This is a genomic window from Streptomyces colwelliae (assembly GCF_048158785.1).
Classification (GTDB): Bacteria; Actinomycetota; Actinomycetes; order Streptomycetales; family Streptomycetaceae; genus Streptomyces.
The window spans coordinates 1-26,140 of record NZ_JBLTJC010000133.1; the positions used below are offsets into that span (position 1 = coordinate 1).

28 protein-coding genes are annotated in these 26,140 nt (G+C 70.2%); 16 read left to right on the forward strand and 12 right to left on the reverse strand.

Going from position 1 to position 26,140, the window contains the following annotated elements; genetic code table 11:
* Positions 1 to 731 (reverse strand): GTP-binding protein (locus ACNFOC_RS26125; protein ID WP_416961518.1); only part of this gene is annotated, 731 nt, incomplete at its 3' end.
* A 200-nt stretch (positions 732 to 931) separates the two neighbouring features.
* Here ACNFOC_RS26125 and ACNFOC_RS26130 point away from each other — a divergent pair.
* Entirely contained in the window at positions 932 to 1,885 is a 954-nt protein-coding gene (locus tag ACNFOC_RS26130) for a ribose-phosphate diphosphokinase (RefSeq protein WP_416961519.1), read from the forward strand.
* A 55-nt stretch (positions 1,886 to 1,940) separates the two neighbouring features.
* Positions 1,941 to 3,134 (forward strand): elongation factor Tu, encoded by a 1,194-nt coding sequence (gene tuf / locus ACNFOC_RS26135; RefSeq protein WP_416961520.1) that lies wholly within the window; start codon positions 1,941 to 1,943, stop codon positions 3,132 to 3,134.
* Positions 3,135 to 3,198: 64 nt separating this feature from the next.
* Here tuf and ACNFOC_RS26140 read toward each other — a convergent pair whose 3' ends face one another.
* Positions 3,199 to 3,579 carry an anti-sigma factor antagonist gene (locus ACNFOC_RS26140; protein ID WP_416961542.1) on the reverse strand — a complete coding sequence of 127 codons (381 nt, stop codon included), beginning with the start codon at positions 3,577 to 3,579 and terminating at the stop codon, positions 3,199 to 3,201.
* Positions 3,580 to 3,757: 178 nt separating this feature from the next.
* A complete protein-coding gene (locus tag ACNFOC_RS26145) occupies positions 3,758 to 4,207 on the reverse strand; it encodes a MarR family winged helix-turn-helix transcriptional regulator (protein ID WP_416961521.1) in 450 nt (149 codons plus the stop codon).
* 115 nt (positions 4,208 to 4,322) lie between these two features.
* Here ACNFOC_RS26145 and ACNFOC_RS26150 point away from each other — a divergent pair, with 115 nt between their 5' ends.
* Both ACNFOC_RS26150 and ACNFOC_RS26155 read left to right on the forward strand, forming a co-directional pair.
* On the forward strand, positions 4,323 to 5,777 hold the full coding sequence (locus tag ACNFOC_RS26150) for an aldehyde dehydrogenase family protein (RefSeq protein ID WP_416961522.1): 1,455 nt from the start codon (positions 4,323 to 4,325) through the stop codon (positions 5,775 to 5,777).
* 113 nt (positions 5,778 to 5,890) lie between these two features.
* The gene (locus ACNFOC_RS26155) at positions 5,891 to 6,997 is read left to right on the forward strand and encodes an NAD(P)-dependent alcohol dehydrogenase (RefSeq protein ID WP_416961523.1); all 1,107 of its coding nucleotides are present in this window, start codon (positions 5,891 to 5,893) and stop codon (positions 6,995 to 6,997) included.
* Between the two features lie 13 nt (positions 6,998 to 7,010).
* Here the strand turns inward: ACNFOC_RS26155 and ACNFOC_RS26160 are convergent, their stop codons facing one another.
* Positions 7,011 to 7,961, reverse strand: coding sequence for an NADP-dependent oxidoreductase (locus ACNFOC_RS26160; RefSeq protein ID WP_416961524.1), 951 nt, complete (start codon positions 7,959 to 7,961; stop codon positions 7,011 to 7,013).
* A gap of 71 nt (positions 7,962 to 8,032) precedes the next feature.
* On the opposite strand from ACNFOC_RS26160, the gene ACNFOC_RS26165 reads away from it, so the two are divergent.
* Positions 8,033 to 8,980 (forward strand): GlxA family transcriptional regulator, encoded by a 948-nt coding sequence (locus tag ACNFOC_RS26165; RefSeq protein WP_416961525.1) that lies wholly within the window; start codon positions 8,033 to 8,035, stop codon positions 8,978 to 8,980.
* A gap of 58 nt (positions 8,981 to 9,038) precedes the next feature.
* Positions 9,039 to 9,866, forward strand: coding sequence for a hypothetical protein (locus ACNFOC_RS26170; protein WP_416961526.1), 828 nt, complete (start codon positions 9,039 to 9,041; stop codon positions 9,864 to 9,866).
* Between the two features lie 7 nt (positions 9,867 to 9,873).
* Here the strand turns inward: ACNFOC_RS26170 and ACNFOC_RS26175 are convergent, their stop codons facing one another.
* Both ACNFOC_RS26175 and ACNFOC_RS26180 read right to left on the reverse strand, forming a co-directional pair.
* Positions 9,874 to 10,437, reverse strand: coding sequence for a TetR/AcrR family transcriptional regulator (locus ACNFOC_RS26175; RefSeq protein WP_416961527.1), 564 nt, complete (start codon positions 10,435 to 10,437; stop codon positions 9,874 to 9,876).
* The gene (locus ACNFOC_RS26180; RefSeq protein WP_329263330.1) at positions 10,434 to 10,796 is read right to left on the reverse strand and encodes a DUF1304 domain-containing protein; all 363 of its coding nucleotides are present in this window, start codon (positions 10,794 to 10,796) and stop codon (positions 10,434 to 10,436) included. Before ACNFOC_RS26180 ends, ACNFOC_RS26175 begins: the two co-directional genes overlap by 4 nt.
* A 258-nt stretch (positions 10,797 to 11,054) precedes the next feature.
* Between ACNFOC_RS26180 and ACNFOC_RS26185 the strand changes: the two genes are divergently transcribed.
* Genes ACNFOC_RS26185 through ACNFOC_RS26205 form a run of 5 tightly spaced genes read left to right on the forward strand, consistent with a single transcriptional unit; the run spans position 11,055 to position 15,387 of the window.
* Positions 11,055 to 12,773: an ATP-binding protein gene (locus ACNFOC_RS26185; protein ID WP_416961528.1), complete on the forward strand. Its 1,719-nt coding sequence runs from the start codon at positions 11,055 to 11,057 to the stop codon at positions 12,771 to 12,773.
* On the forward strand, positions 12,770 to 13,180 hold the full coding sequence (locus ACNFOC_RS26190) for a roadblock/LC7 domain-containing protein (RefSeq protein WP_019057749.1): 411 nt from the start codon (positions 12,770 to 12,772) through the stop codon (positions 13,178 to 13,180). Before ACNFOC_RS26185 ends, ACNFOC_RS26190 begins: the two co-directional genes overlap by 4 nt.
* A complete protein-coding gene (locus tag ACNFOC_RS26195) occupies positions 13,177 to 13,548 on the forward strand; it encodes a DUF742 domain-containing protein (RefSeq protein WP_318020589.1) in 372 nt (123 codons plus the stop codon). Before ACNFOC_RS26190 ends, ACNFOC_RS26195 begins: the two co-directional genes overlap by 4 nt.
* On the forward strand, positions 13,529 to 14,137 hold the full coding sequence (locus ACNFOC_RS26200) for a GTP-binding protein (RefSeq protein ID WP_416961529.1): 609 nt from the start codon (positions 13,529 to 13,531) through the stop codon (positions 14,135 to 14,137). The genes ACNFOC_RS26195 and ACNFOC_RS26200 overlap by 20 nt, the downstream gene beginning before the upstream one ends.
* A complete protein-coding gene (locus tag ACNFOC_RS26205; protein ID WP_416961530.1) occupies positions 14,134 to 15,387 on the forward strand; it encodes a cytochrome P450 in 1,254 nt (417 codons plus the stop codon). Before ACNFOC_RS26200 ends, ACNFOC_RS26205 begins: the two co-directional genes overlap by 4 nt.
* A gap of 108 nt (positions 15,388 to 15,495) precedes the next feature.
* Here ACNFOC_RS26205 and ACNFOC_RS26210 read toward each other — a convergent pair whose 3' ends face one another.
* The 3 genes from ACNFOC_RS26210 to ACNFOC_RS26220 all read right to left on the reverse strand — a co-directional run bounded on the left by ACNFOC_RS26210 (position 15,496) and on the right by ACNFOC_RS26220 (position 19,847).
* Complete coding sequence (locus ACNFOC_RS26210; protein ID WP_416961531.1) at positions 15,496 to 16,527, reverse strand: 7-epi-alpha-eudesmol synthase; 1,032 nt, start codon at positions 16,525 to 16,527, stop codon at positions 15,496 to 15,498.
* A 178-nt stretch (positions 16,528 to 16,705) separates the two neighbouring features.
* Entirely contained in the window at positions 16,706 to 18,337 is a 1,632-nt protein-coding gene (locus ACNFOC_RS26215) for an amidohydrolase (protein WP_416961532.1), read from the reverse strand.
* A 22-nt stretch (positions 18,338 to 18,359) separates the two neighbouring features.
* Positions 18,360 to 19,847, reverse strand: coding sequence for an APC family permease (locus tag ACNFOC_RS26220; RefSeq protein WP_416961533.1), 1,488 nt, complete (start codon positions 19,845 to 19,847; stop codon positions 18,360 to 18,362).
* Between the two features lie 135 nt (positions 19,848 to 19,982).
* On the opposite strand from ACNFOC_RS26220, the gene ACNFOC_RS26225 reads away from it, so the two are divergent.
* Together ACNFOC_RS26225 and ACNFOC_RS26230 are read left to right on the forward strand one after the other, a co-directional pair.
* Positions 19,983 to 20,702 carry a TetR/AcrR family transcriptional regulator gene (locus ACNFOC_RS26225; RefSeq protein WP_416961534.1) on the forward strand — a complete coding sequence of 240 codons (720 nt, stop codon included), beginning with the start codon at positions 19,983 to 19,985 and terminating at the stop codon, positions 20,700 to 20,702.
* Between the two features lie 16 nt (positions 20,703 to 20,718).
* Positions 20,719 to 21,183: a pyridoxamine 5'-phosphate oxidase family protein gene (locus ACNFOC_RS26230; RefSeq protein WP_416961535.1), complete on the forward strand. Its 465-nt coding sequence runs from the start codon at positions 20,719 to 20,721 to the stop codon at positions 21,181 to 21,183.
* A gap of 30 nt (positions 21,184 to 21,213) precedes the next feature.
* Here the strand turns inward: ACNFOC_RS26230 and ACNFOC_RS26235 are convergent, their stop codons facing one another.
* Positions 21,214 to 22,653, reverse strand: a complete 1,440-nt coding sequence (locus tag ACNFOC_RS26235; RefSeq protein WP_416961536.1) for an FG-GAP repeat domain-containing protein — start codon at positions 22,651 to 22,653, stop codon at positions 21,214 to 21,216.
* 168 nt (positions 22,654 to 22,821) lie between these two features.
* Between ACNFOC_RS26235 and ACNFOC_RS26240 the strand changes: the two genes are divergently transcribed.
* Positions 22,822 to 23,214 (forward strand): VOC family protein, encoded by a 393-nt coding sequence (locus ACNFOC_RS26240; RefSeq protein ID WP_416961537.1) that lies wholly within the window; start codon positions 22,822 to 22,824, stop codon positions 23,212 to 23,214.
* Positions 23,215 to 23,250: 36 nt separating this feature from the next.
* Here the strand turns inward: ACNFOC_RS26240 and ACNFOC_RS26245 are convergent, their stop codons facing one another.
* A complete protein-coding gene (locus tag ACNFOC_RS26245) occupies positions 23,251 to 23,553 on the reverse strand; it encodes a DUF4235 domain-containing protein (protein ID WP_416961538.1) in 303 nt (100 codons plus the stop codon).
* Between the two features lie 118 nt (positions 23,554 to 23,671).
* On the opposite strand from ACNFOC_RS26245, the gene ACNFOC_RS26250 reads away from it, so the two are divergent.
* Entirely contained in the window at positions 23,672 to 24,691 is a 1,020-nt protein-coding gene (locus ACNFOC_RS26250) for a cation diffusion facilitator family transporter (protein WP_416961539.1), read from the forward strand.
* A gap of 79 nt (positions 24,692 to 24,770) precedes the next feature.
* Here ACNFOC_RS26250 and ACNFOC_RS26255 read toward each other — a convergent pair whose 3' ends face one another.
* Complete coding sequence (locus ACNFOC_RS26255) at positions 24,771 to 25,220, reverse strand: nitroreductase family deazaflavin-dependent oxidoreductase (RefSeq protein WP_416961540.1); 450 nt, start codon at positions 25,218 to 25,220, stop codon at positions 24,771 to 24,773.
* A 197-nt stretch (positions 25,221 to 25,417) separates the two neighbouring features.
* On the opposite strand from ACNFOC_RS26255, the gene ACNFOC_RS26260 reads away from it, so the two are divergent.
* Positions 25,418 to 25,876 (forward strand): nuclear transport factor 2 family protein, encoded by a 459-nt coding sequence (locus ACNFOC_RS26260; protein WP_416961541.1) that lies wholly within the window; start codon positions 25,418 to 25,420, stop codon positions 25,874 to 25,876.
* The last annotated feature ends 264 nt before the right edge of the window (positions 25,877 to 26,140 follow it).

Genomic DNA, 26,140 nt, shown 5'->3' on the forward strand with positions numbered 1-26,140 from the left:
GGTGGGATCAGGCGGATCAGGTGGTCGACGAGTTCGGTGATGCCCTGGCCGCCGAGGGCCGAGCCGAACAGGAGCGGGTGGACGGAGCCGTCGGCGGTGCGGGCGGCGAGGGACTTGCGCAGGTCGTCCGGGGTGGGGTGCGGGCCGTCGACGACGGCCGCGAGGATGTCCGGGTCGACCTCGGCGAGTGCCTCGGCCAGCTCCGGGTCGTAGGGCGGGCGGGGCCGTACGCGTGCCGCGGGCGTGCCGAGGGCGGTCACGTCCGTCAGCGGTACGACGTGCGGGGTCAGCCGGCGGCGGATGTCCGCGACCAGGTCGTCGGCGCGGGCGCCCGCCCGGTCGATCTTGTTGACGAGGACGAGCGTGGGCAGCCGTAGCCGACGCAGGGTCCGCATCAGGACCCGGGTCTGTGCCTGGACGCCCTCCACGGCGGAGAGCAGCAGGACCGCGCCGTCGAGCACCTCCAGGGCGCGCTCGACCTCCGCGATGAAGTCCGAGTGTCCCGGGGTGTCGATCAGGTTGATCTGGGTGTCGCCGGACGTGAACGCGGCGACGGCCGAGCGGATGGTGATCCCGCGCTGCCGCTCGATCGCGCCGTCGTCCGTACGGGTGTCACCCGCGTCGACGCTGCCGAGCCGGTCGATCGCGCCGTGGTCGAACAGCAGCCGCTCGGTGAGGCTGGTCTTACCGGCGTCGACGTGGGCCAGAATTCCGATGTTCAGGGTGTGCATGCGTGATCGAGTCCTCGAGAACCGTCGTCCAGTGGGGAAGCTGGTGGATTCCGAGGAGTCGGCGCATCTGGGGCTCCTGACATGCGGGGGAGTACAGGCGCCGCCATCATGGCGTGCGGGAGTGGGCGGTACGCAACCCGTTTTCGCGGGTCAGTAGCATGAACCACGGCCGGGAATGATCATGCGAGGAGCAGCAGATCGTGCGAGACATCGCCGTGTTCAGCGGGAGTGCCCACCCCGAGTTGGCCAGGGAGGTCTGCGCGCATCTCGGTGTTCCGCTCAGCCCCACCCGGGTCAGCCGGTTCGCCAACGACTGCCTGGAGGTGCAGCTCCAGGCCAACTGCCGGGAACGGGACGTCTTTCTGATCCAGCCGCTCGTCAAGCCGGTTCAAGAGAACTTGGTGGAGCTGCTGTTGATGTGCGACGCGGCGCGCGGTGCCTCCGCCGGGCGGATCACCGTCGTCATGCCGCACTACTCGTACGCCCGCTCCGACAAGAAGGACGCCCCGCGCATCTCGCTGGGCGGACGGCTGGTCGCCGACCTCATGGTGGCGGCGGGCGCGAGCCGCGTGCTGGCCATGACCCTGCACTCGCCGCAGGTGCACGGCTTCTTCTCGGTGCCGGTCGACCACCTGCACGCACTGCGCGAACTCGCCGCGCACTTCCGGCAGTACGACCTCTCCCGCACCACCGTCGTCTCCCCGGACCTCGGCAACGCCAAGGAGGCCGCCGCGTTCGCCCGGCTGATCGGCGCACAGGTGGCCGCCGGCGCCAAGCAGCGGTACGCGGACGACCGGGTGGTCATCAGCTCCGTCATCGGCGATATCGCGGACCGGGACGTCATCGTCCTGGACGACGAGATCGCCAAGGGCAGCACCGTGCTCGAACTCCTGGACCGGCTGCGGGAGTTGGGGCCGCGCTCGATCCGAGTGGCCTGCACGCACGGCCTGTTCGCGTCGGGCGCGCTGAAGCGGATCGGGGAGCAGCCCGACGTACTGGAGATCGTCTGCACCAACACGGTGCCGGTGCCCGAGGAGGAGCGCACCGAGAAGCTGCGCATCCTGTCCATCGCCCCGGCGCTCGCCGAGGCCGTGCGCCGCATTCACAACGGCGAGTCCGTCAGCGCCCTGTTCGACGCGCCGCCGAACGAATAGACATGAGGGGATGGAGCAACGCTCGGCAGCACCGAGGTGATCAGGAGGACTCGCCGTGGCGAAGGCGAAGTTCGAGCGGACCAAACCCCATGTGAACGTCGGCACCATCGGTCACATCGATCACGGCAAGACCACGCTTACGGCGGCCATCACGAAGGTGCTGCACGACCGGTTCCCCGACCTCAACCCCTTCACGCCGTTCGACCAGATCGACAAGGCGCCCGAGGAACGGCAGCGCGGCATCACGATCTCGATCGCCCATGTCGAGTACCAGACCGAACACCGGCACTACGCGCACGTCGACTGCCCCGGGCACGCCGACTACATCAAGAACATGATCACCGGCGCCGCCCAGATGGACGGCGCGATCCTGGTCGTCGCGGCCACCGACGGACCCATGCCGCAGACCAAGGAACACGTGCTGCTGGCCCGGCAGGTCGGCGTGCCGTACATCGTCGTCGCCCTCAACAAGACGGACATGGTCGACGACGAGGAGATCCTGGAACTGGTCGAACTGGAGGTGCGCGAGCTGCTCACCGAGTACGAGTTCCCCGGCGACGACCTCCCGGTGGTCAAGGTGTCCGCGCTGAAGGCCCTCGAAGGGGACCCGATGTGGACCGCTTCGGTGCTCGAACTCCTCGCCGCCGTCGACGAGTTCGTGCCCCAGCCGGTACGGGACGTGGACCGGCCGTTCCTGCTGCCGATCGAGGACGTCTTCACCATCACCGGGCGCGGCACGGTCGTCACCGGCCGGATCGAGCGCGGGGTGCTGAAGGTCAACAACGAGGTGGAGATCATCGGCATCCACCCGCAGAAGACCCGGACGACCGTCACCGGCATCGAGATGTTCCGCAAACTCCTCGACGAGGGCCGGGCCGGCGAGAACGTCGGACTGCTGCTGCGCGGGGTCAAGCGCGAGGACGTGGAGCGCGGCCAGGTCGTCATCAAACCCGGATCGGTCACCCCGCACGTCGAGTTCGAGGCCCGCGCCTACATCCTCTCCAAGGACGAGGGCGGCCGGCACACGCCCTTCTTCCACAACTACCGGCCGCAGTTCTACTTCCGCACGACGGACGTGACCGGGGTGGTGACCCTGCCGAAGGGCACCGAGATGGTCATGCCGGGCGACAACACGACCATGCACGTCGAGCTGATCCAACCCATCGCGATGGAGGAGGGGTTGAAGTTCGCGATCCGTGAGGGCGGGCGGACCGTGGGCGCCGGTCAGGTCACCAAGATCCTCAAGTAGCCCTGCCGGCAAGGGAGATCGCGGGAGATCGCGGAAGAGCACGGCTCATGCGGAAGAGCACGGCTCATAACGTGCCGGACGTGGCCTCGGGCTGCTCCAGGGCCGCGTCCAGCGTCGGCTGCGGCGGCAGCAGCCGATTGAGGCCGGTGACCCGCAGGATGCGCAGCGTCAGCGGGTGCGTGCAGACGAGATGCAGCCTGCCGCCGCGCTCCACCACTCGCTGCCGTGCCCGGAACAGCAGGCGCAGCCCCGAGCAGTCGAAGAACTCGACCTGCCTCAGGTCGATCACGATCCGCGCGCGGGGCCGTGCCGTCACCCGGTCCAGATACGGCAGGATCTCCGTCGCCGCGGCGATGTCGATCTCCCCGCGGAACTCCAGGACCGTGAACCCGCGGTCCCGGTGGATCCGCAGATACCGGGTCAGCGGCGCGGGTTCCTGCTGCACGTCCACATCGCCTCCAACCGGCCCTCGGTGAAGCGGGGTTGAGCGTAGAAGCGCTCCCCGCCCTGCAAGTTACCCTCGATGGAGTGAATTTGAGCATGTTCGATTGACATATGTCTTCGAATCTAGCCAGAGCTTTCTGTGATGTGCGCGGCAGCCACGGACCGGCGTACGCCCCGTCTCACGACAGCGCGTGCCAGGCCTTCGACAGTGCCTGCCGGAACTGCTCGCTCTGATGCGCCGTGAGCTGGGCGACCATCCGCTCCTCCAGCTCCCGCACGGGCTCGGCGCAGCCCGTCAGCAGCTCGCGCCCCTCCTCGGTGAGCAGGATCAGCAGCTCGCGGCGATTGCGCGGATTGCGCTCCCGGCGGATCAGCCCGCGCCCCTCCAGGGAGCGCACGAGGTCGGCGATGGACTGCGCGGTGACGAAGGAGTCGCGGGCCAGCTGCGCCGCGGACAGGCCGTCGTGTCGCTCCAGGACCGTGAGCGCGGTGTACTGGAGTGCGGTGATCCCGTACGGCTTGACCAGCTCGTCCAGGCGTGAGCGGACCACCAGCTCCACCTGCTTGACCATGTACAGCAGGGACGGGGGTGCCTTTGTCGCTGGGGCGCCAACCAGGGATTCAGCCATGGATTCACCCTAGAGCATTGACAGGAAACCTGTCTGTAATGAGACTGCGGACCAGACGAGAAACCAACAGGAATCCTGTTGGTTGAAATCTTGGCAACGATGCTGAGGAGTGGCGATGACCGCCTTCGAGATCGAACCCGGCCGCCTGTTCGTCGGGGGCCGCTGGCGCGAGGCCGCCGACGGAGCGCGCACCGAGGTGGTCGACCCGTCCCGGGGCCGGGTCGTCACCACGGTCGCGGAGGCCGGCCCCGCCGATGTGGACGCCGCCGTCCGCGCCGCCCGCGAGGCCTTCGACAACGGCCACTGGTCCGGACTGAGCGGCCGCGAACGCGGCCGGATCCTGCACCGCGTCGCCGAACTGATCCGTGAGAACGCCGACGAACTGGCCCAGTTGGAGAGCCTCGACGTAGGCAAGCCCATCACCCTGTGCCACGCCGTCGACGTGACCAACGCGGCCAACGACTACGAGCACTACGCCGCCCTCGCCCACTCCCTGGACGGCGCCACCCGCGACACCCCGCTCAACGCGCTCGCCTACACCAAGCGCGAGCCGCTCGGCGTGGTGGCCGCGATCACCCCCTTCAACTTCCCGTTGATCCTGGCCGGTTCGAAACTCGCCCCCGCCCTCGCGGCCGGCAACACCGTGGTCCACAAGCCCGCCGACGAGACCCCGCTCAGCGCCCTCTACATGGCCGGACTGCTCCAGCGGGCCGGCGTCCCCGACGGCGTCGTCAACGTCGTCACCGGCGCGGGCCCGGTCGCCGGTGAGGCCCTGCTGCGGCATGCCGGCGTCGACAAGATCGCGTTCACCGGCTCCACCGCGGTCGGCCGGCACGCCGCGAGCGTCGCCGGCGAGAACCTCACGCCCGTGACCATGGAACTCGGCGGCAACGCGGCCCACATCGTCTTCGAGGACGCCGACCTGGAGAAGGCCGTCGGCGCGGTCATCAAGGGCTTCGTCTTCAACACCGGCCAGTTCTGCATGGGCGGCCCGCGCCTGCTGGTGGCCCGCCCCGTCTACAGCACCCTCCTCAACATCCTCGCCGACGCCGTCCCCGGAGTGCCGCTCGGCGACCCCCGGCTGCCCGAGACCGTCGTAGGCCCGATGGCGGGGGAGAAGCACCTGCGCAAGGTTGAGGAGTACGTCGACCTCGCCCGCAAGGAGGGCGCCCGCATCGTCTGCGGCGGCGAACGCCTCGACCTGGACGGCGGCTACTACTACAAGCCCACGGTCATCGCCGACCTCGCGAACGACTCGCGGGTGATCCAGGAGGAGATCTTCGGCCCGGTCCTCACCGTGCAGCCCTTCGACACCGAGGACGAGGCCGTCGAACTCGCCAACTCCACGCCCTACGGCCTGGCTTCGGGCATCCAGACCGGCAACCTCGGCCGCGCCCACCGCATCGCCGACCGGCTCCAGGCGGGCATCGTCTGGATCAACGACTGGGCGATGCTCGACCCCAACGTCCCCTTCGGCGGCGTCAAGGACTCCGGCTTCGGCCGCGAGTACGGCCCCGAGGGCCTCGCCGCCTACACCCGGACCAAGTCCGTCGTCGTCTCCCTCGACTGACCACACCCGTCAACTCGACCGACCACGCCCGTCAACTCAACTGATCACGCCCGTCAACTCAACTGATCACGCCCGTCAACTCAACTGATCACGTCCACCAAGGAGTTCGTACGATGTCCACCACCACGCGCGCGGCCGTCGTCGAGTCGGGCGGCGCACCGTTCACCCTCACCGATGTCGAACTGGCCGAGCCGGGCCCGCACGAGGCGCTCGTCCGGGTCGTCGCGACTGGCCTGTGCCACACCGACCTCGGAGTGGCGAGCGGCGGACTGCCCTTTCCGCTCCCCGGAGTTCTCGGCCACGAGGGCGCCGGTGTCGTCGAGGAGGTCGGCTCGGCCGTCACCGGTGTCGCACCCGGCGATCATGTCGTGCTGTCCTTCACGTCCTGCGGCGACTGCCGCAACTGCCAGGGCGGACACCCCGCCTACTGCGCGACCTGGCTGCCGCTGAACCTCATCGGCGGCCGGCGCGCCGACGGCAGCAGCACCATCAGCCGCGACGGCGAGTCCCTCGGCGGGCACTTCTTCGGCCAGTCCTCGTTCGCCGAGCGGGCGTTGGTCGACGAGCGCAGCCTGGTCAAGGTCGACCCGGACGTGCCGCTGGAGTCGATCGCCCCGCTGGGCTGCGGGGTTCAGACCGGAGTCGGCGCCGTCTGGAACGTCCTCAAGCCGCGACTGGGCGACTCGATCGTGGTGCTCGGCGCCGGAGCCGTGGGCCTTTCCGCGGTGATGGCAGCCGCGCTCACCCCGGCCACCCGGATCATCGCCGTCGACCGGGTGGCCGAACGGCTGTCACTGGCAAAGGAGTTGGGGGCCACCCACACCGTCGACGCGGGAGAGGCCGACCTCGGCGAGACCCTCGCGGTACTGACCGACGGCCAGGGAGCCGACGGCATCGTCGAGACGACCGGCAATGTCGGCGTCCTCCGCCAGGGCGCCGACGCGCTCGCCGCCCGGGGCACGCTGGTCGTCGTAGGAGCGCCGCCGTTCGGCAGCGAAGTCGCCCTGGACGTCAACGGGTTGATCCCCGGGAAGCGCATCGTGGGCCTCACCCTCGGCGACAGCGAGACGCAGAGCTTCATCCCCGCGCTCGTGCGGCTGGTGAAGGAGGGGCGGCTCCCGCTGCACCGCCTGATCAGTACCTATCCGTTCGCGGACATCGACCAGGCGGTGCGGGACATGAGCGCGGGCAAGGCGATCAAGCCCGTGCTCACCTTCTGACCTGTTCGGTCGGTCAGTCGACCGTCAGCACCAGCTTGCCCGCGGTGCGGCCGGTGGCGCCGAGCGTGTGTGCCTCGGCGGCATCGGCCAGCGGGAACGTCCCGGCGATCGTCGCGCGCAGCTTCCCCGCCTCGACGAGTTCCGCGATCGACTCCATGTCGGCGCGGTCGGCGTCGACGAGCATCCGGACCGCCCGTACGCCGAGCCGCTCGGCCTCCTCGTAGAAGTCCGGCTTGCCCATCGGCACGATGGAGACCACGATCCCGCCCGGGCGCAGCACCCGCAGCGACTTGAGCGCGGTGTCGCCGCCGAGCATGTCCAGGACGACGTCCACGTCCTTCACGGCCTCGCTGAAGTCGGTCTCCCGGTAGTCGATCGCCTCGTCGACGCCGAGCTCACGCAGGAAGTCGTGCTTGGCCGCGCTCGCCGTGCCGATCACATACGCGCCGCGCGCCTTGGCGATCTGTACGGCCACGTGTCCGACCCCGCCGGCCGCCGCGTGGATCAACACCCGCTGCCCGGGCTGGACTTGGGTGTTCTCCACCAGTGCCTGCCACGCGGTCAGCGAGACCAGGGGCAGTGCGCCCGCCTGGACGTGGTCGATCCCGGCCGGCTTGCGGACGAAGGCGCGGGCCGGGGCGGTGACGTACTCGGCGTGCGAGCCGTAGCCCCACGGGTAGGACAGCATCCCGAAGACCTCGTCGCCGGGTGCGAGACGGGCGACACCGACGCCGACGGCCTCGACGACGCCGGAGACGTCCCAGCCGAGGACGAAGGGGGGCTCGCCGAGGAAGCCGCCGGTGGCGCGGTGCTTCCAGTCGGTGGGGTTGAGCCCGGCGGCGCGGACCCGGATCAGGATCTCGTTGGCGCGCGGCGCGGGGCGCTCGACCTCGGCGACCTCGAGGACCTCGGGACCGCCGAGGGTGTGCTGGGTGATGACGCGCATGGTGTTCACAGTGCTCATGGTCAGTCAGCCTGCCGGGTCCCGCACCACAAGAAAATGGCACGATGGCCAACCTTCGATAGAATCGTGCCATGCGGCATGTGGAACGGGTCGTGGTCCTGGCGCTCGACGGCGTCTACCCCTTCGAGCTGGGCATCCCCAGCCGCATCTTCGGCGCGGCCGACGGCCGCTACGAGGTGCTGACCTGCACGGTCGACGGCAGTCCGGTGCGCACCAGCGCCGACTTCTCGGTCGCGGTGGAGCACGGCCCCGAGATCCTCGATACGGCGGACACCGTCGTGGTCGCCTCCATGGCGACCCCGCGCATCCCCGAGGGCCTGCCCGCCGAGATCGCCGCCGCCCTGGCCCGGATCCGCCCGGACGCACGCATCGTCTCGATCTGCACGGCCGCCTTCGTGCTCGCCGCCGCCGGTCTCCTCGACGGCCGCCGAGCCACCACCCACTGGCAGGTCGTCGACCGCTTCCGAACGCTGTATCCGCAGGTCGACCTGGACCCGGACGTGCTTTTCGTGCACGACGGCCGGATCCTCACCTCCGCCGGCGCGGCCTCCGGAGTCGACATCTGCCTGCACATCGTGCGCACGGACCACGGCAGCGAACTCGCCAACGCGGTCGCCCGCAGCTGCGTCGTCCCGCCGTTTCGCGACGGCGGCCAGGCCCAGTACATTCCGCAGCCGGTGCCGGACTGCGGGGTCACCAGTACGGCCGCCACCCGCGACTGGGCCCTGACCCGCCTCGACGAGCCCCTCGCCCTGACCGACCTCGCCCGGCACGCCGGCATGAGCCTGCGCACCTTCGCCCGCCGCTTCAACGACGAGGTGGGCCTCAGCCCCGGCCGCTGGCTGATCCAGCAGCGGGTCACCCGCGCCCGCGACCTCCTGGAGGCGAGCGACCTGTCGGTCGACCAGATCGCCGGCCGCGTCGGCTTCGCGACGGGCGCGTCCCTGCGACAGCATCTGCACGCGGCGATCGGGGTCTCCCCGCAGGCATACCGGCGTACGTTCCAGGAAACCCGCTGAACCCCCAACGTTTCGGCCCGCCCGTGCGTCGTAGGAACACGACACAAGGGGGCAGGGCATGCGCAGAGGGTTCGCGGGGGTCGCCGTACTGGTGGCCGTGACGGCGGTGGGATGCGGCACGGAGGACGGGAAGGACACCGTGGTCGCGGGCACACCGCCGGCCACGCCCTACGCCGGACCGCTGTACGTACCGGCCACCGACTCCGACGAGTCGGGTGCCGCCGGCCGGGCGCTGGAGTGCGACGGCAAGATGTACGCGGGCGGCGACGCCGAGACCTGGAGCAAAGGCGACGGAGGCAAGAACCCCGAGGGCGGCCTGCGGGCGTACTTCGACATCGAGCAGCCGGACGTGCCCCGCACGGGCTACCGCGTCGAGCGCAAGGCGGACGGGCGTGTCCTGTTCTCCTACGACGTCGGCGGCCGTACGAAGGTCGCCGTCGTCGTCGCCAAGGACGGGAAGCACAGGCCGGGTTGGGGCCCCGAGACCAGCGCCTCCTGCGACCCGGCCGAGCTCCCGGCGAGCTTCACCAAGGCGCACGGATACGAGATCTGGACCGACAAGGACGGACATCGACTGCCGACCACGGTGGTGAGCAGCTCGGTCGGGGCCGCGCACTGCGACTGGCAGAAGGCGCACTTCCTGGAGACCGGCGACGGCGAGAACGGCAGACTGTACGCGCGCGATCCGGACGGGGTGCTCGAACCCGGCATGCTCACCGCCTCCTACGACGGCGATGTCCGCATGCCCGCGAGCGCCCGCGACACCGGATACCGGTACCAGGACTGGCAGTTGTGGCTCACGCCTGACGCCTCGAAGGCGTACGTCCGCACGCCCGACGGCGTGCAGGCGTGGCCCTTGGTCAAGGACGGCATGCGCTGCATGTGAGCGTCCGTCACCGGCTCATGTGCAGGGCGACCAGCAACTGCCAGACCTGGTCGGCGATTTCCTCCGCCGTGCCCTCCAACAGCCCGTGCAGCCAGTCGGCGAGGACCCCGCCGAAGGTCCCGGCGACCGCCGAGGCGACCAGCGGGGCGTCCGCCGCGCCCGCGAGTTCGCGCTCGCGGAGGCTGTAGGCGCGCAGGTCCCGGTGCAGGACCCGGCCGAGCGGACCGCCGCCGCCCGGGCTCAACAGGGCGCGATACAGCGCCGCGTGGGGGAGGAGCCCGGCGAAGAACTCCGGCAGCGCCGGCGGCGCGTGCACCGGGTCGGGCCGGCCGCGCCACGCGTGCAACGCTTCCACGGCTTCCCGTACGACGTCCGCGCAGGCGTCGACCGCAAGCGCTTCCAGGCCGTCGTAGTGGACGTAGAACGTGGCCCGGCCGACCCCCGCCCGGCGCGCCAGGGCGGCGACACCGACCTCCTCCAGGGGGCGTTCGGCGCACTCGTCGAGGAGGGCCTGGCGCAGCCGTGCCCGGGTGCGGGCGGTCCGCCGGTCCTCGGGCTCGGCGCGGCTCACCGGGCGATCAGGACGGCGGCCAGGGCCAGCGCGCCGGGCAGCGCCTGGGCGAACAGGATGCGCCGGTTCGCCGTCACCGTGCCGTAGACGCCCGCGATGACGACACAGCTCAGGAAGAACACCTGGGCGCGGAAGCCGGTCGGGTCGGCGGCGATCAGGCCCCAGATCAGGCCCGCGGCCAGGAAGCCGTTGTACAGGCCCTGGTTGGCGGCGAGCGGTGCGGTGGCTCTGGCCATCTCGGGGTCGAAACCGTGGAGACCGCGCCCGGGCTTCTTCTCCCACAGGAACATTTCCAGCACCAGGATGTACAGATGCAGCGCGGCCACCAGCCCGACCAGCACGTTCGCGAGCGTTTCCATGATCGATCGACTCCTCATCTTCTTGGACAGGTGTCTACTGTAACTGGACACATGCCCATGTTCAGACTTCTCGGAGAGTGACGGAACCCTCACTTCCGCACCGCCGTGAGGTTGATCTTTTACGGTTCAAACCCGATAAGCTCCCCTGCGGCGCAGCGAGTTGACGTGATCGTCACCAGTCGACTCGTGGTGCGTCCTCACGAGTGCGGACTGTCCTCGCACACCCCCCGTTCGTTCGTGTCGCTTCGAAGGATGCAGATGGAACTCGCCACTCCGCCACCGGCGGCGCGGGCCCCTGTCGCCTGGTACAGCTGGTGGCTGATGCCGCTGGCCTTAGGAGGTGGGACCGTTGCCGCCACGTTCATGAGCTCGGAGCGAATAGCCGCGACCGCGGCCGGAGCGGCGGCCACGGTGGCCAGTGCCGTGTGCGTACGACTGCTCGTCCGTACCCAGACTCAACTGCGCCGTTCCGAAAGCGGTTTCCGCACCTCGCAGGCCGAGCACTCCCAGCAGTGGCAGCAGCATGTGGCGGGCCTGGAGCGGAAGTTCAGCGCCGAGCGCGCCACGCTGGAGGCGCAGCTGACCGAGCACTCCGGTGTCTACGAGACCCGCCTCGCCGACAGTTCGGGCGCCTACGAGGCCCAACTCGCCGAGCAGGCACGGGCGTACGAGGAGCGGCTGACCGACCAGGCCGCGTCCTACGAGGCACAGCTCGCCGACCAGGCCGAGGTCTGGCAGGAGCAGCTCGCCCACCAGCTCTCCGCCGTGGCCCGCCTCGCCGACGAACAACTCCCCGAGGCGCTGAAGCAGTTGCGCGCGGGTGACGCCATCGACGACCTGCTGCCGGCCACGAACCAGTGCGCGAAGGTCAGCGCCGAACTCCAGGCCGAACTGCGCAAGGTGCTGCGGATCTCGCTCATCGGTGTCGAGGCGGAGTTCAACCGCTCCACCGCGGCCGAGCAGGCCGTCATCAGCATCGGCAACCGCATCCACGTACTGACCAGCAAGCTCCGCGGCCGACTGCACGAACTCCAGGGCGAGCACGGGCGGTTGCCCGCCGTCGCGCGCGGTCTGATGGAACTGGACCAGGAGATCGGCCCCGCCGACTGTCTCGCCGCGAGCGTCGGTGTGCTCGGCGGCTCGGACCGGCCCGGCCGGCAGTGGCAGGAACCGCAGCGCCTGCTCAGCGTGGTGCGCGGCGGCATCGGCCGGATCAAGGACTTTCAGCGGGTCGACGTACGCCAGCTGCCCGAACTCGGCGTCGACGGCGGTCTGGTGGACCACCTCACGCTGATCTTCGCCCACCTCCTGGACAACGCGGCCCGCTACTCGCCGCCCACCGAGCCGGTGATCGTCTCCGGCAAGGAGGTGCCCAACGGCGTCGGCATCGAGATCCAGGACTCCGGCAAGGGCCTGAGCGAGGAGTCCAAGCGCGAGGCCGAACACGCCCTCGCCGGCACCGGCGCGGGCCCCGGACTCGGCGGTGTCTCCGAGGACGCCAGCATCGGCCTGCGCGTCGTCGGCACCCTCGCCCGCCGCTACGGCATCCGCGTCACCTTCGCGGACTCGCCCTGGCTCGGCACCTCGGTGGTCGTCGTGGTCCCGCACAAGTACTTCAGCCGGCTGCCCGCGGCGGCCGTCACCGGCGCCCCCTCGTTCCAGGCCGCCGCGACGGCCGCGACCGCGGGGGCGAGCCGCGGCACCGCCGTCGTCGAGGCCCCGGCGGAGACCGTCGAGGCGGAGGACACCACGCCCGGCGGGCTGCCCAGGCGCCGTAGCAAGCGTGGCGAGACGGCGCGGCCCCAACCGGCCGGGCGGACCGGGGAGATGGCCGTCTCCGCCGTACCGCCCGACGCCTCCTTCACCGGCCTGGCGGCCTTCGCCACGGCCGGACGGGAGGCCCCGGGGGAGGAACCGGCGTCCGCAGGCCGCGAGTTCACCGAGCACAGCACTGAAGAGAGCGACAAGTCCACATGACGCAACAGGGAACCGACGTGAGCTGGGCGCTCCGCGATCTGGTGGAGAGCATCCCGGAGATCCGCTTCGCCCTCGTGGCTTCCAGCGACGGCAAGGCGATCACCTCCTTCGGCGCGGAGGACCCCGACGACGTGGACCGCTTCGCGGCCGTGGTGGCCGGCCTCCAGGCGCTGGCCCAGCCGGTCGCCGAGCAGTTCCCCAAGTACGCGGGGCAGTTGCGGCTGGCGATGATCGAGGTCGACGGCGGTCATCTCTTCGTGGTCCGCGCGGGTGTGGAGACGTATCTCGGCGTGCTGGCCCGGGAGGGCCTCGACCAGGGCCTGCTCGGGCACCAGATGCGGGACCTGGCCCGCAGGATGGGTGAACTCCTCGGCACCACCGCGCGCCTGGAGGAGCACTCTGGATGAGTGCTCCCCGCCGGCCCATTGACCCGTCCGGTCTGGAGCGTTACTACGTCCTCACCGGAGGGCGCAGCGGACCGGGCGGTTCGGCGTCGAGCCTCGACGTGGCGACCCTGATCGTCTCCCGCGCCGCGCCCGTACCGGGCATGCAGCACGAGCACGAGGAGATCCTCCGGCGCTGCCGCGAGCCGCTGTCGGTGGCCGAACTAGGCGCCCACCTCGGACTGCCCTTCAACATTCTCGCGGTGCTGCTGGCGGATCTGCTGGAGGCAGACCGCGTCGAAGCCCGTGACCCCATCCCGGCGCACGACGCCGGTCGCGGGCCCGACCTCGCGCTCCTTGAGGAGGTACTCAGTGGACTTCAAAGGCTTTGACCATCCCGGCGCACCGGCCGGGGACGGCACCCGCTCGGTGAAGGTGATGATCGCCGGCGGGTTCGGCACCGGGAAGACCACCATGGTCCGCTCGGTCAGTGACATCAAGCCGCTCACCACCGAGGAGACCCTCACCCAGGCGAGCGCCGGCGTCGACCACCTCATCGGGGTGACCGACAAGACGGAGACCACCGTCAGCCTCGACTTCGGCAAGATCGGCATCAACGACGAGCTGGTCCTCTACCTGTTCGGGACGCCGGGCCAGGAGCGGTTCTGGTTCCTGTGGAACGGCCTGTTCAAGGGCGCGCTCGGCGCGGTGGTCCTCGTCGACACCCGCCGGCTCGCCTCCAGCTTCCGGGCGATCGAGGAGATGGAGCGGCAGGACGTCCCGTTCGTCATCGCGCTGAACGTCTTCCCCGACTCCCCGAAGCACCCGGTCGACGAGATACGGGACGCCCTCGACATCTCCCCGGACATCCCCGTCGTGGCCTGCGACGCCCGCGACCGCTCCTCCAGCCGTGACGTACTGGTCGCGCTGATACGGCACTTGAAGGAACGCTCGGCCGTCGTCGCACTGGAGCCCCGATGACCGACCAGACCTTAAACGACCCGGATGCTCCGAGGGGCTGCCCCGTCGCCCACGGTTCGGGTGACGACCTCACGCGACTGTACGGGCCGGACGCGGCGACCGACCCGCGCGGCATCTACGAGCGGCTGCGCGAGCAACACGGCTCCGTGGCACCGGTGTTGCTCGAAGGCGACGTCCCCGCCTGGCTGGTCCTCGGGTACCGCGACAACCGGCGGGTGCTGGACAGCCCCCGGCAGTTCTCCCGGGACGCGCGGATCTGGCGGGACTGGCGGGAGGGGCGGGTGGCGGACACCTCGCCGATCATGCCGATGGTGGGGTGGCGTCCGGACTGTGTCTCTCAGGACGGGGAACCGCACCGGCGGCTGCGCGGCGCGGTGACCGACGGGCTGCTGGCGGCGGCCGGGCGTGGGGTTCGGCGGCACGCAACTTACTTCGCCAACAAGCAGATCGACGCGTTCGCCGGTGCCGGGCGCGCTGATCTGGTGGCGGACTATGCCGAGTATCTGCCGATGCTGGTGCTGACCCGGATCCTGGGGCTTCCCGCGGCGGACGGGAACCGGCTCGTCGAGTCCAGCGCGCAGGTTCTCAAGGGTGGGGAAGACGCCCTGCTGCACAACGACCGCATCATCGAGATCCTCGGTGAACTCGCCGAGCGTAAGCGGACCGAGCCTGGTTCCGACTTCACCACCGCGTTGATCGAGCATCCGGCTGGGCTCGACGCGGAAGAGGTCGTCATGCATCTGCGGCTTGTGCTGATCGCCGCGCACACGACTACGAGCAACTTGTTGGCTCGGGTGTTGCAGCGGATTCTCACGGATGCGTCTCGGCTGTCCGGGCTGGTCAGTGGGCAGTTGACCGTCTCGGCGGTTGTCGAGGAAGTCATGTGGGACAGCCCGCCGTTGGCCGTTCTGCCGGGACGGTTCGCTACGGCGGATCTTGAACTCGGGGGGCATCGGATCGAGGAGGGTGACCTGCTCGTGCTGGGGCTCACCGCGGGCAATGTCGATCCGGAGGTTCGGCCTGACGCGGGGGTGTCCGTGCAGGGTAACCAGTCGCATCTGGCGTTCAGTTCGGGGCCGCACGAGTGCCCGGGGCAGAGTATCGGGCAGGCGATTCTTGAGGTCGGGGTGGATGTGCTGCTGCATCGGCTGCCGGGGTTGCGGTTGGGTGTGGGGGTTGAGGAACTGACTTCTACGGCGTCTACGTGGGAGTCTCGATTGGACCGGCTGCCGGTTGAGTTCGCCGTGTGAGTGGTTTGTTTTTTGTCTGCGGGCGCGTTGGGGCTGGTCGCGCAGTTCCCCGCGCCCCTAAAAACAGGCACGCTGCCCAAGCCCTTGGCCGGGCAGCGTGCCTGCGAATCAGACGGCCAACAGGTCGTCCACCGAGCCCTTGCCCGCCAACTCCGCTTTTGCCGCCGGGCTTTCTTTCGCCGCCGTGTACCTGCCCGAGACCAGCGCCCACTCGTAGTTGCCGTTGATCCAGTGCTGGATGGCTTCCACGCCCTGTTGTACCCGGAGGCGTTCGGCCTCGTTCAGGGTCAACTCGTCGCACATCTGGGGGACTTGGGCCTCCAGCTCCAGGTACTCGGCGAGGCGGGCGTTCGTCATGCGGTACGCCTCTTCGGCCGCCGCTTCCCAGGACAGGCCGCGGTCCCGGTGGAGCACGGCTATCAGGTTGTGGCCGTCGCCTCGGCGGCGTTCGCGTTCGAAGGAGTGGATGTCGTTCATGAAGCCGATGGTGTCGGCGGCCAGGTCACGCATGCGTTCCATCAGCGGGTGCGCCTGCACCTGAGCCGGGACCTCGAAGCCCCGGCTGCGTTCGCCGGCGTCGATGCTGTGGTGGATGCCGACCGTGCGGCGCCGGAACTCCGTGTACTCGTCGAGGTCCAGCGTGCCCGCGATGCCCCGGGCCGCCAGGTCGACCTCCTCGCAGTGCGCCACCAGGAACCGGCCCCAGGACGCGGCGAACCGGGTCCGCCAGGTCAGGGACATGCCATCCGAAAGGTGGTCCCAGACCTGTGCCCAGGCCACGGTGATCGGGCAGACCACCCGGGGCCTGCTGCCCGTCGGACGCAGGGGCGTGACGATCAACTCCCGCGCCACTTCGAGTATTCGGTCCGCGCGGTCCGGCCGGCTCGCGTCGAACTGGTCGTCGAAGAGGAACGCCAGCGAGAACCAGTTCATCAGGACGACCATGTCCGCGGCCGACGCGTGCGGATAGGTGCGGGCCGCGGCCTGCGGGAGATCCCACGACCGGTACTCCTCGAACCCGGCCTGGCTGCGCACCAGGCCCATGTCCCAGATCCACCGCAGATGGCGGGCCCGGGCGTACTCCAGATGGTCGCTGACGGGGGTGTCGAAGGGGAGGTCGAAGGTGACGTCCTGAGGCATGCGCTTCCTTTCGGGAGACGGAACACTGAGTCCCCCCACTGCGAGCGGGCGGTCCGTTCGACCGCCCGCGCCCTCGAACTACGCTTCGTGGTACGAAAGTTGGACCTAGAAGCGGTTACGAGGCTGCCCAGAGCCTAGATGATCTACACCGTGCCCCGATCGTGATCCCCGTTACTGCTCACGCCTCCTGAGCTGCGTACACTCCCGTCCCTCCCACGTAGGTAAGCGCTACCTGCGTCTCGGCGATCTCCTCCGGGGGAGCGGCAAACGGATCGCGGTCCAGGACGACGAGATCCGCCAATGCCCCTTCCGTGATGCGGCCGGTGTCGTCCAGATGGTTGGCGTATGCCGAACCCGCGGTGTACGCCGTGACCGCCGCCGCGAGGTCGAGGCGCTCGCCCGGCAGGAACACCGGCCCCGCGCCCCCGGGTTCGACCCGGTTGACCGCGACATGGATGCCCTGGAGCGGATCCGGACTGCTCACCGGCCAGTCGCTGCCCGCCGCGAGGGTGGCCCCGGAGCGCAGCAGTGCCCCGAACGGGTACTGCCACAAGGCGCGTTGGGGCCCGAGGAACGGAATCGTCAGCTCGTCCATCTGCGGTTCGTGCGCGGCCCACAGCGGCTGGATGTTCGCCACCGCGCCGAGTCGCGCGAACCGCGCCACGTCGTCCGGGTGCACCACCTGGAGGTGCGCGAGATGCGGCCGGGTGTCGCTCGGCCCATTCACGGCCCGTGCCGCTTCGACCGCGTCCAGCGCGTCCCGTACAGCCCGGTCGCCCAGCGCGTGGAAGTGGCACTGGAAGCCGAGCGCGTCCAACTCGGTCACGTATTTGGGCAGTTGCTCCGGGTCGATGAAGCTGGTGCCCCGATTGGCCGTGGCGCAGCCGCACTTGTCGAGGTACGGGTCGAGCAGGGCGGCCGTGCCGGTCTCGGCGACCCCGTCCAGCATCAGCTTCACACTGCCCGCCCGGAACCGTCCGTGGCTCAACGCGGCCCGCCGCTCGACGAGTTCGGGGATCTGCTCGGCCCCGCGCTCGCGGTCCCACCACAGCGCGCCGACGACCCGCGCGGTGAGCGAGCCGTCCCGGGCGGCGGCGAGATACGCGTCCGAGGGATCGTCCATCCCCAGGAACTCCCCGACCAGCGCGTCCTGCCAGGCCGTGATGCCGAGCGCGTGCAGATGCCGCTGGGCGTGCAGGAGTGCGGCGAGCCGGTCGGCCTGTGTTGCGGGTGGTGTGAGGCGGCCGACCAACTGCATCGCGCCCTCCTGGAGCGTCCCGGCCGGTTCGCCCGACGCGTCCCGCTCGATCCGTCCGTCCACCGGGTCGAGCATGTCCCGTGTGATGCCCGCGAGTTGGAGGGCCCGGCTGTTGACCCAGGCGCCGTGATGGTCGCGGTTGGGCAGATACACCGGCCGGTCCGGTACGACCGAGTCCAGCAGCTCCTTCGTCGGCGTACCTCCCTCGAACGCCTCCATCGACCATCCGCCCCCGGTGATCCACTCCCGCTCGGGATGCGCGTCGGCGTAGGCCCGCACAGCGGCGATCGTGTCCTCGGCCGTCTTGGCCCGCGTCAGATCGCACTGGGTCAGCTCAAGCCCCGCCGGCACCGGATGCACATGCGCGTCCTGGAACCCGGGCAACAGCAACCGCCCCGCCAGATCGACGACTTGGGTGCGCGGCCCGGCGAGCTCGTGCACCTCGGCGTGTCCTACGGCGGTGATGCGATCGCCGGTGACGGCCACGGCGGTCGCGGTGCGGCCCTCGGGGGTGAGGACAGGGCCGTTGGTGAAGAGGAGGTCTGCGTGCATGGTTCGTATCCTTGCGGGGTTGTCAGGAGGTGGCGAGGAGCTGCGGCGCGTCGGCGTCGGTGCCTTGGCCCGAGTGGAAGTACGGGGATCTGCGCACCCACTTCGCCCACGCGGCGGCCAGGAAGCCGGACGCGATCATCGCCAGCGGGGTGAGCAGCAGGAACCAGCCGTTGTCCGCGCTGGCTTCGAGGTGGTCGGTGGAGGTGTAGAAGGACCAGCCGAGGTAACCGCCCAGTCCCAGCAGGGAGATGGCGCTCAGCGTGGGCAGTACGACCGCGCGCACGCCGTGCCGCCAGTCCTCCCGGAGGAGGGAGCGGAAGCGGACGGCGGCGGCGAGGGCGGTCAGGGCGTAGGAGAGCGCCACGACGATCCCCACGGCGTTCACCGTCGCCATGATCATGTCGGCGAGGCGGGGTATCACCAGCGCCAGTGCCGCAACCGCCGTCGCCAGCGCGCCGATCAGGAGGGTGCCGAGGGCCGGAGTGCCGTAGCGGGAGCTGACCTTGGACCAGACGGGGCCGAGGGTGCGGTCGCGGCTCATCGCGAACATCCCTCGGGCGGTGGGGATGACTCCCGCCTGGAGTGAGGCGACCGCCGAGAACATCAGGGCGACCAGGGGGAGTGCGGCCAGTGGCTGGGACGCGAGGCGGTCGCCGAAGTACGCCAGGCCCTGGGCGCCGTGGCCCGCCAACTCGTCCTCGGACAGCACCCGTTGGAAGGCGATCGAGCCGAGCAGGAACAGGCCCAGCATCGTGACCAGGGTGATCAGCCCGGCCCGGGACGCGTCGCGCGGGTCGCGCACCTCCTCGTTCACGGTGAACGCGGCCTCGAAGCCCCAGTAGCAGAACACCGACAGCAGCAGGCCCTGCGCGAGCGCCGACGTCGAGGGGATCGCGAACGGGTCGAACCAGCTCAGGCTGAAGGCGTGCGGGCCGGTGGCGATGCCGTATCCGCAGAAGCCGAGCAGGACGACGTACTCGAAGATCAGCAGTCCGGTCTGGAGGCGGGCGGCGGTGCGGACGCCGGTGACCGCGGTGAGCGTGACGGCGACGAGGATCAGGATGCCCACGGCGGTCGTCTGTGCCGTCGATCCCGGGTCGAGGGCGAGGCCGCCCACCTCGTGCACTCCGGCCTCTCCGGCGAGCTGGATCATGGCCGATCCGGTGACCGCCGTGGTGTACGCGAGGAACGCGATCGTGGCGACGATGTTCACCCAGCCGACCAGGAAGCCCAGCCACGGAGTGAGTGAACGGCCCACCCACACATAGCCGTTGCCCGCGTTCGGCTCGACCTTGTTCAGCCGGGAGTAGGCGCCCGCGATGCCCAGGATCGGCAGGAACGCGAGCAGCATGATCGCCGGCAGATGCAGCCCGACCACCCCGGCGGTCACGCCGAGACCGATGCCGATGCTGGTGGTCGCGGCCGTGCTGGACGCGGCGATGGCGACGCCGTCCAGCAGGCCGAGGGACTTGCGCAGTGCGGGCCCCGACGGGGGTGGCGTGTCGTTCATGGCGTGCTCTCCGCTCGCACCGGGGGGCCCGAACGGCCCCGGTGAACGCACATGAAACTGCCCGCGCCCTTAACAGGTCAACGGTGTTGTCATAAGGTGCGGGCACCCGGACCCGAGCAGCGAGGAGGTCGTCGTATGAGCGAGCGTGTCGTCCCGGCCGCCGACCGGCGGCGCAGACGCCCCACCAAACAGGGCGTCGTCCTGTCCGAGGAACTGATCGTCGAGACCGCGCTGAGGCTGATCGAGGAGCACGGCACCGACGCCTTGTCCGTACGCCGGCTCGGTCGCGCCCTCGGCGCCGACCCCAGCTCCCTGTACCGCTACTTCCGGCACACCGATGACCTGATGCTGGCCGTCGCGGACGAGCTGATCGGCCGGACGTTGCGCACCTGGCGGCCCAGCGGCGACTGGCGCGCCGACCTGCGGGAACTGGGCCTGCGCATGCACGCGGGCGCGCTCGCGCATCCGAGGGCGGCGGTGCTCAGTGCGTACCGGGTGACCGGGCGGGTCTACGAGATCCAGGCCGTGGAGGCGATCCTCGGGGTGCTGCGCGGTGCCGGGTTCCCGGACGTGGAGGCGGTGCGGATCTACCACGCGTACGTCGACCAGGCCCTCGCCTTCGGTGCCCTCGACTCCGCGAACACGGCGCTGCCGAAGGCGGCCCGCGAGGCGGAGGCGGCCGTATGGCAGGCGACGTACGCGCGGCTGCCGGCCGACACGTACCCGCACATCGCGGCCACGGCCCGGCACCTCGTGGCCACCATGCGGCACAGCTCCTACCCGGCGGCCCTGGATCTGCTGCTCAGCGCGGCGGCGGCACGCCTCGCCGAGATCCGTGCGGCGACGGACGGCTGAGCGGCAGACTGGGGCCATGACCAAAGAGCCCGCACGCACCGCGAAGCAGCGCAAGCAGGACACCCTCCGTCGGTTTGAGCACGACGAGGACGCCTGGGTCGCCACGGCCGACGAGGACGGGGGAGCGCCCTATCTCGTGCCGCTGTCGTTCGTGTGGGACGGCACGACCCTGCTGTTCGCGACCCCGGCCGCGAGCCCCACCGGCCGCAACCTCGCCTCGACCGGCGTCGCCCGGCTCGGCATCGGGCCGACCCGTGACGTCGTGATGATCGAGGGCACGGTGGTGACGCTGACGCCGGCCGATCTGCCCGAGGAGGACGCCGAGATCTTCGCCTCGAAGACCGGCTTCGATCCGCGCCGACTGGCCACGCCCTACCTGTACTTCAGGATCCGTCCGCAGCGCGTGCAGGCCTGGCGGGAGGCCAACGAGCTGAAGGGGCGCGACCTGATGCGCGACGGGGAGTGGCTGGTGGCCGACTGAGCCCGTTTCCCATGAGGAGCGCGGGGCCGCCTACGAGGCGTGCGGGGCGAACGCCGTCGTCGTGAACGTCGCCTTGTTCGCCCTCGTCGTGCCGTCGGTGATCCACCAGCGCGTGGGCAGCTCGCCGTAGGTGCCGAACTTGGCGTCCGCGCCCCAGTTCAGGACCAGTTCGTCCTTGCCGTCACCGTTGAAGTCGGCGGCTTCCGCGGGCCGGGCGTGCCGCCACTTCGCCGGGATCTTCCTGCCGTCCGCCGTGGCGGGGCCTTGGCGCAGGACGGTGGTCCGCCGGGTGCCGTCGATGAGTGTGGCGCCCTCGTACGTGGCGACGAGGACGCCGTCGCGGCCGTCGCCGTCCGGGTCGGCGGACACATAACCACCGGGCCCGTACTGGGTGCGCGCGGACTTCGGGGTCACGGGCAGTCGGTACGTCACCGGTGCGCCGCCGGCTCCGGGATACACGGCGAGCGAACCGTCGACGTCGGCCGGTTCGGTCTCGAAGCCCGGCTCGTCGTTACGGCTGCCGTCGTCGCCGATGGCCACATCGCGCTGCCCGTCGCCGTCGAAGTCGCCGAACGCGTGGGCGTTCCCGCTCCTCAACTGCCGTCCAGTGGCCGAGAGTTGGGAACCCCGGCGGGCCGTGTAGATCGTGTTGCCCGACTGCTCGCCGTCGCTCACCGCGTGCATCAGGAGAGAGGTCGCGCGGGGAGTACCGGACGGGGCGATGGCGTCGGCGGTGAGGTCGCCGTCCGCCCAGGGAAGGCTCGTGTCGGTACGGGCGGGTGCGCCCGAGCGCGAGAACGGGCCGTACATCACCACCATGGACGAGTGGTTGTACGCGAACCCGGCGAGATCGTGGTGCCCGTCCCCGTCGAAATCGCCGCGCACCACCGACTGGACACCCAACTTCGTCGCGCTCTGCGGCAGTTGGACGGGCGTCGCGGAGGTCTTCCCCGTCGGTCCGCCGGGGCCGCCCCACGCTATGTACGGGAGGGTGCGCGGGGCGACGACGTTGTTGTCCGACGTCATCGCGCCCTGGACGGTGGTGACGAAGTCCGGGAAGCCGTCGCCGTCCAGATCGGCGGTGGTGAGGTCGGCGGCGGACAACGAGTCCTTCGGGGCGAGGAGTTGCCTGCCGGGCTCGGGCAGGCCCAGGTCGGTGCGGCCGTAGACCGTGCGCGTCGACGGGGCGAGGCCCTTGGCCGATCCGTAGACCACACCGACCCGTTCGTCCGTGGCGCCCTCGCCGCCGCCTACCACGATCGGCACCACGAGGTCGCGGTGACCGTCGCCGTTGATGTCGTCGGGGACCTCGGAACCCTTGCCCGGAGCGGGAGTTCGGCTCGCGGCGGACGTCGTCGGTTCTCCCGAGGACGGCGACGATTCATGAGTACCGCTCCCGCTCCCGCATCCGCTGAGCGGAGCGAGCGCGGTACAGACGGCGAGAGTCACTACGGCGATACGAGGCTTCACCCGTCTCACTCTTACATCCCGCGTCACACCCGAACCAGGGAAGCCGCACGGTTGTTGCACGTTCGTCGATCGGCGCCGGTCGTCGGCATCAACTGGCCGAACGGGGATATCCGTTGGGTGCGTGGCAACCGGACTCGACCCTTGCCCGCCTGAATCTTCGGAGGACACATGGCACTGGTCAACGCTAGCTTCGTGGTGCTCGACGCGCTCGAGCCGGAGAAGCTCGCCGTGTTCTACACGGAGTTGCTGGACGGCGAGCAGACGGACATCACCCTCGACCAGGTGGAGATCAGGGGTGCCGACGGAACCCGCCTGGCCTTTCGCCGGGACCTCGGCGCCACCCCGCCGAGCTGGCCCCGCGCCGAGAACAACCAACAGGTCCACCTCGACTTCCTGGTGGAGGACCTGGACGAGGCCGAGCGCAGGATCGTCGGACTCGGCGGCCGCCCGCTGGAGACCAAGGACATGCCGGGCCCGTACGAGGAGCGCGTGTACGCGGACCCGGCCGGCCACTCCTTCACGCTCCGCCCGGTGCCGCCGACGGCCGTCGATCAGGCCTGAGCGGCCTCGTTCCCGGCCGCCCCGGTCCCAACCGCCCTACTCCCGACCGTCCTTGTCCTTCGCCGGCCAGATCCCGGTCGAGCGTTCGATGGCCTTCGCGCCGGTGCGGTCCGCCGCGCTGCGCGCCACCGCGAACAGGGCGCCCTGGAGCGCGGCGGCGAGCAGGATCTCGGCCCAGCCGCGGTCCCGGTCCAGCGGGTCGGGAGCGTTGTCCTCGTGCCGTATCGCCTTCCACGCGGCGCGGAAGGCACGGCCGGCGAGGGCGCCGCTCACCAGGCCCAGGACGAGGCCGACAGGCTGGTAGACGAGGGGAAGTTTCTTCTTCTTGATCTTGGCCACGTGGATCTCCTTCAGCGGACGAACGGGCGGGCCGGCACGGTCGGCACCCCGACGGTGTCATCGAAACCGGTGCTTCGGTAGAGGGTGTGAGCAGGACCTTCAGGGGCAGTCGGCGTAGATGAGCGACACAGCTGCCGACCTTACGAAGGATCACCCGCCCGACCGTACGACGGCCCCCGGATCCGATGGCGCGACGGACCGGAAGACCCGCGTCACCGTACTGGTCGCACTCGCCGCCAACCTGGTGATCGCGGCCGCCAAGGCCGTCGGCGGTCTGGTCGCGGGGTCGCCCGCGCTGCTCTCGGAGGCCGCGCACTCGGTGGCCGACAGCCTCAACGAGGTCTTCCTCCTCGCGGCCCTGCGCCGCAGCCGCCGCCCCGCCGACAGCAAGCACCCCTTCGGCTACGGCAAGGAGCGCTTCTTCTGGTCGCTGCTCGCGGCCGTCGGGATCTTCGTGATGGGCGCCTGCTTCTCCGTGTTCCAGGGGATCGAGGCCCTCCGGAACGGCGCGGAGGAGACGTCCGGCGGCTATGTGGTGGGCCTGATCGTGCTCGCCGTGGCCCTGGTCGTGGAGGGGATCTCCCTGCTGCGGGCCCTGCACCAGGTGCGCGCCCAGGGCGGCGGCATGGACGCGCTGCGCGACCCCGCGCTGCGGACCGTCGTGGCGGAGGACGGCACGGCCGTGCTCGGCGTGACCTTCGCCATCATCGGCATGGCGCTGCACATGATCACCGGGGAGGTGGTGTGGGAGGCGGCCGCGTCGATCGCGATCGGAGTGCTGCTCGGCTACGTCGCCTACCGCCTCGGCCGCGACGCCCGCGACCAGCTCATCGGCGAGGCCGTCGACCCCGAACTGAGCGACAGGATCCGCTCGTTGCTGGCGGCCGAGCCCGAGATCGACAGCGTGGAAGCGCTGTTCACGATGCGGATGGGACTCGACTCGACGATGGTCGCCGCCCGCATCGACCTCGTTCCCGGCATGGACAGCGAGCGGGTCGAGGAGGTCTCCATGCGCATCAAGGAGTCTCTCGGCCGTGCGGTGTCCGAGACCGGCGAGATCTTCCTGGACATCACCGACCGGCCGGTGGAGGAGGCAAGGGAAAGCCCCGCCGCGACGGGGGAGCGCGGCGGGGCCTGAACGTCGGATGCCCGACGGTCACCGGTTCATGCGCCCCGGAAACAAGAAACTTTCTCCGGGTCGCAGCCGGCCTCCGGAGTCAGCTTCCGGCGGCCGCTTCGAGGACGAACACGGGGATCTGCCGGTCCGTCTTCGTCTGGTACTCGGCGTACGGGGGATACGCGGCGACCGCCCGCTCCCACCACGCGGCCTTCTCGTCGCCGGTGACCTCGCGGGCCGTCAGGTCCCACTTCCGCGGTCCGTCCTGAAGCTCGACGCGCGGATCGGCCTGGACGTTGAAGTACCAGACCGGATGCGTGGGCGCGCCGCCCTGCGAGGCGACGACGGCGTAGGTCCCGTCGTGTTCGACACGCATCAGCGGGGTCTTGCGGATCTTCCCGCTCTTGGCACCCACCGTCGTCAGCAGGATCACGGGCAGACCCGTGTCCATCAACGTCGTCCCCTTGGTGCCGCCGGAGCTCTCGTACAGCTCGACCTGGTCGCGTACCCACTGCGACGGGCTGGGTTCGTACTCGCCCTCAAGAGGCATGGCAATCGTCCCATCTCGCGTTCTACGGCTGTCTCGCACCGAGATTCAACACCAGCCGGTGCGCGATTCATCCGCACCGCGACTCTCTTCGGCCACGCCCCCTCCACCGGGTGACCACCTCGGAGGTAATCGCACCGGAACGACCTCTCCGGCACAGTCGGAACCCCGCACGATCACCGGCCGAGGGAGAGCGCCCGATGTCCACGACCCCGACCACCCGCACCGTCGTGGCGGACCTGCTGCACCGGATCGGCCACGCCGAGCCCGAGCACATCGCCGAGCTGTACGCCGAGCACGTCGACTGGAGGCTCGACTGGCCCGAGGACGCGCACGGCGGCCCCGCCACCCCGTGGATCCGGCACCGCGCCACCCGCGCCGACGCCGCCGACCACTTCCGGGACCTCGCCGCGCACCATGTGCCGGGACAGGTGGGCACGGAGGTCGAGCGGGTCCTGGTCGACGGCGAGGACGCGGTGGTGCTCGGCGAGATCCGGCTGACCGCCAGGCCCACCGGACGGCCGTATCGCGCCAGGTTCGCCCTCCATCTCACCGTCCGGGACGGACTGATCGTCCGCCATCACGTGTACGAGGACAGCCTCGCCGTGTTCCTGGCCTTCGCCCCGGCGGACGGCGGGATTCCGGTCGCGGGCGGGTGACGTTCGACGGGTCCTGAGACCGTGATCGCCGAGGCGGTCGGCACCATCAGGTTCGGCCAGATTGTAGGTACCACCGATCTGGCCGAACTTCAGGTGGCCTCATAGGTGCCTCGGGCATCTAATGAAGATCGGCAAGACGCACTCTTCGTCTGCGAGGTCTCCATGACGGATCTGACGGAACTGACGGCTCCGACCGACCTGCCCGAACCCGTCTCCTTCCCGCAGGACCGCACCTGCCCCTACCACCCGCCCGCCGGCTACGAC

What these genes read in the sequence shown, in the direction of transcription:
- ACNFOC_RS26145 (WP_416961521.1), bottom strand. Translation starts at nt 4,207, where the DNA reads ATGGCTGAATCCCTGGTTGGCGCCCCAGCGACAAAGGCACCCCCGTCC.
- ACNFOC_RS26150 (WP_416961522.1), top strand. Translation starts at nt 4,323, where the DNA reads ATGACCGCCTTCGAGATCGAACCCGGCCGCCTGTTCGTCGGGGGCCGC.
- ACNFOC_RS26155 (WP_416961523.1), top strand. Translation starts at nt 5,891, where the DNA reads ATGTCCACCACCACGCGCGCGGCCGTCGTCGAGTCGGGCGGCGCACCG.
- ACNFOC_RS26160 (WP_416961524.1), bottom strand. Translation starts at nt 7,961, where the DNA reads ATGAGCACTGTGAACACCATGCGCGTCATCACCCAGCACACCCTCGGC.
- ACNFOC_RS26165 (WP_416961525.1), top strand. Translation starts at nt 8,033, where the DNA reads ATGCGGCATGTGGAACGGGTCGTGGTCCTGGCGCTCGACGGCGTCTAC.
- ACNFOC_RS26170 (WP_416961526.1), top strand. Translation starts at nt 9,039, where the DNA reads ATGCGCAGAGGGTTCGCGGGGGTCGCCGTACTGGTGGCCGTGACGGCG.
- ACNFOC_RS26180 (WP_329263330.1), bottom strand. Translation starts at nt 10,796, where the DNA reads ATGGAAACGCTCGCGAACGTGCTGGTCGGGCTGGTGGCCGCGCTGCAT.
- ACNFOC_RS26185 (WP_416961528.1), top strand. Translation starts at nt 11,055, where the DNA reads ATGGAACTCGCCACTCCGCCACCGGCGGCGCGGGCCCCTGTCGCCTGG.
- ACNFOC_RS26190 (WP_019057749.1), top strand. Translation starts at nt 12,770, where the DNA reads ATGACGCAACAGGGAACCGACGTGAGCTGGGCGCTCCGCGATCTGGTG.
- ACNFOC_RS26195 (WP_318020589.1), top strand. Translation starts at nt 13,177, where the DNA reads ATGAGTGCTCCCCGCCGGCCCATTGACCCGTCCGGTCTGGAGCGTTAC.
- ACNFOC_RS26205 (WP_416961530.1), top strand. Translation starts at nt 14,134, where the DNA reads ATGACCGACCAGACCTTAAACGACCCGGATGCTCCGAGGGGCTGCCCC.
- ACNFOC_RS26210 (WP_416961531.1), bottom strand. Translation starts at nt 16,527, where the DNA reads ATGCCTCAGGACGTCACCTTCGACCTCCCCTTCGACACCCCCGTCAGC.
- ACNFOC_RS26215 (WP_416961532.1), bottom strand. Translation starts at nt 18,337, where the DNA reads ATGCACGCAGACCTCCTCTTCACCAACGGCCCTGTCCTCACCCCCGAG.
- ACNFOC_RS26220 (WP_416961533.1), bottom strand. Translation starts at nt 19,847, where the DNA reads ATGAACGACACGCCACCCCCGTCGGGGCCCGCACTGCGCAAGTCCCTC.
- ACNFOC_RS26225 (WP_416961534.1), top strand. Translation starts at nt 19,983, where the DNA reads ATGAGCGAGCGTGTCGTCCCGGCCGCCGACCGGCGGCGCAGACGCCCC.
- ACNFOC_RS26230 (WP_416961535.1), top strand. Translation starts at nt 20,719, where the DNA reads ATGACCAAAGAGCCCGCACGCACCGCGAAGCAGCGCAAGCAGGACACC.
- ACNFOC_RS26240 (WP_416961537.1), top strand. Translation starts at nt 22,822, where the DNA reads ATGGCACTGGTCAACGCTAGCTTCGTGGTGCTCGACGCGCTCGAGCCG.
- ACNFOC_RS26250 (WP_416961539.1), top strand. Translation starts at nt 23,672, where the DNA reads ATGAGCGACACAGCTGCCGACCTTACGAAGGATCACCCGCCCGACCGT.
- ACNFOC_RS26255 (WP_416961540.1), bottom strand. Translation starts at nt 25,220, where the DNA reads ATGCCTCTTGAGGGCGAGTACGAACCCAGCCCGTCGCAGTGGGTACGC.
- ACNFOC_RS26260 (WP_416961541.1), top strand. Translation starts at nt 25,418, where the DNA reads ATGTCCACGACCCCGACCACCCGCACCGTCGTGGCGGACCTGCTGCAC.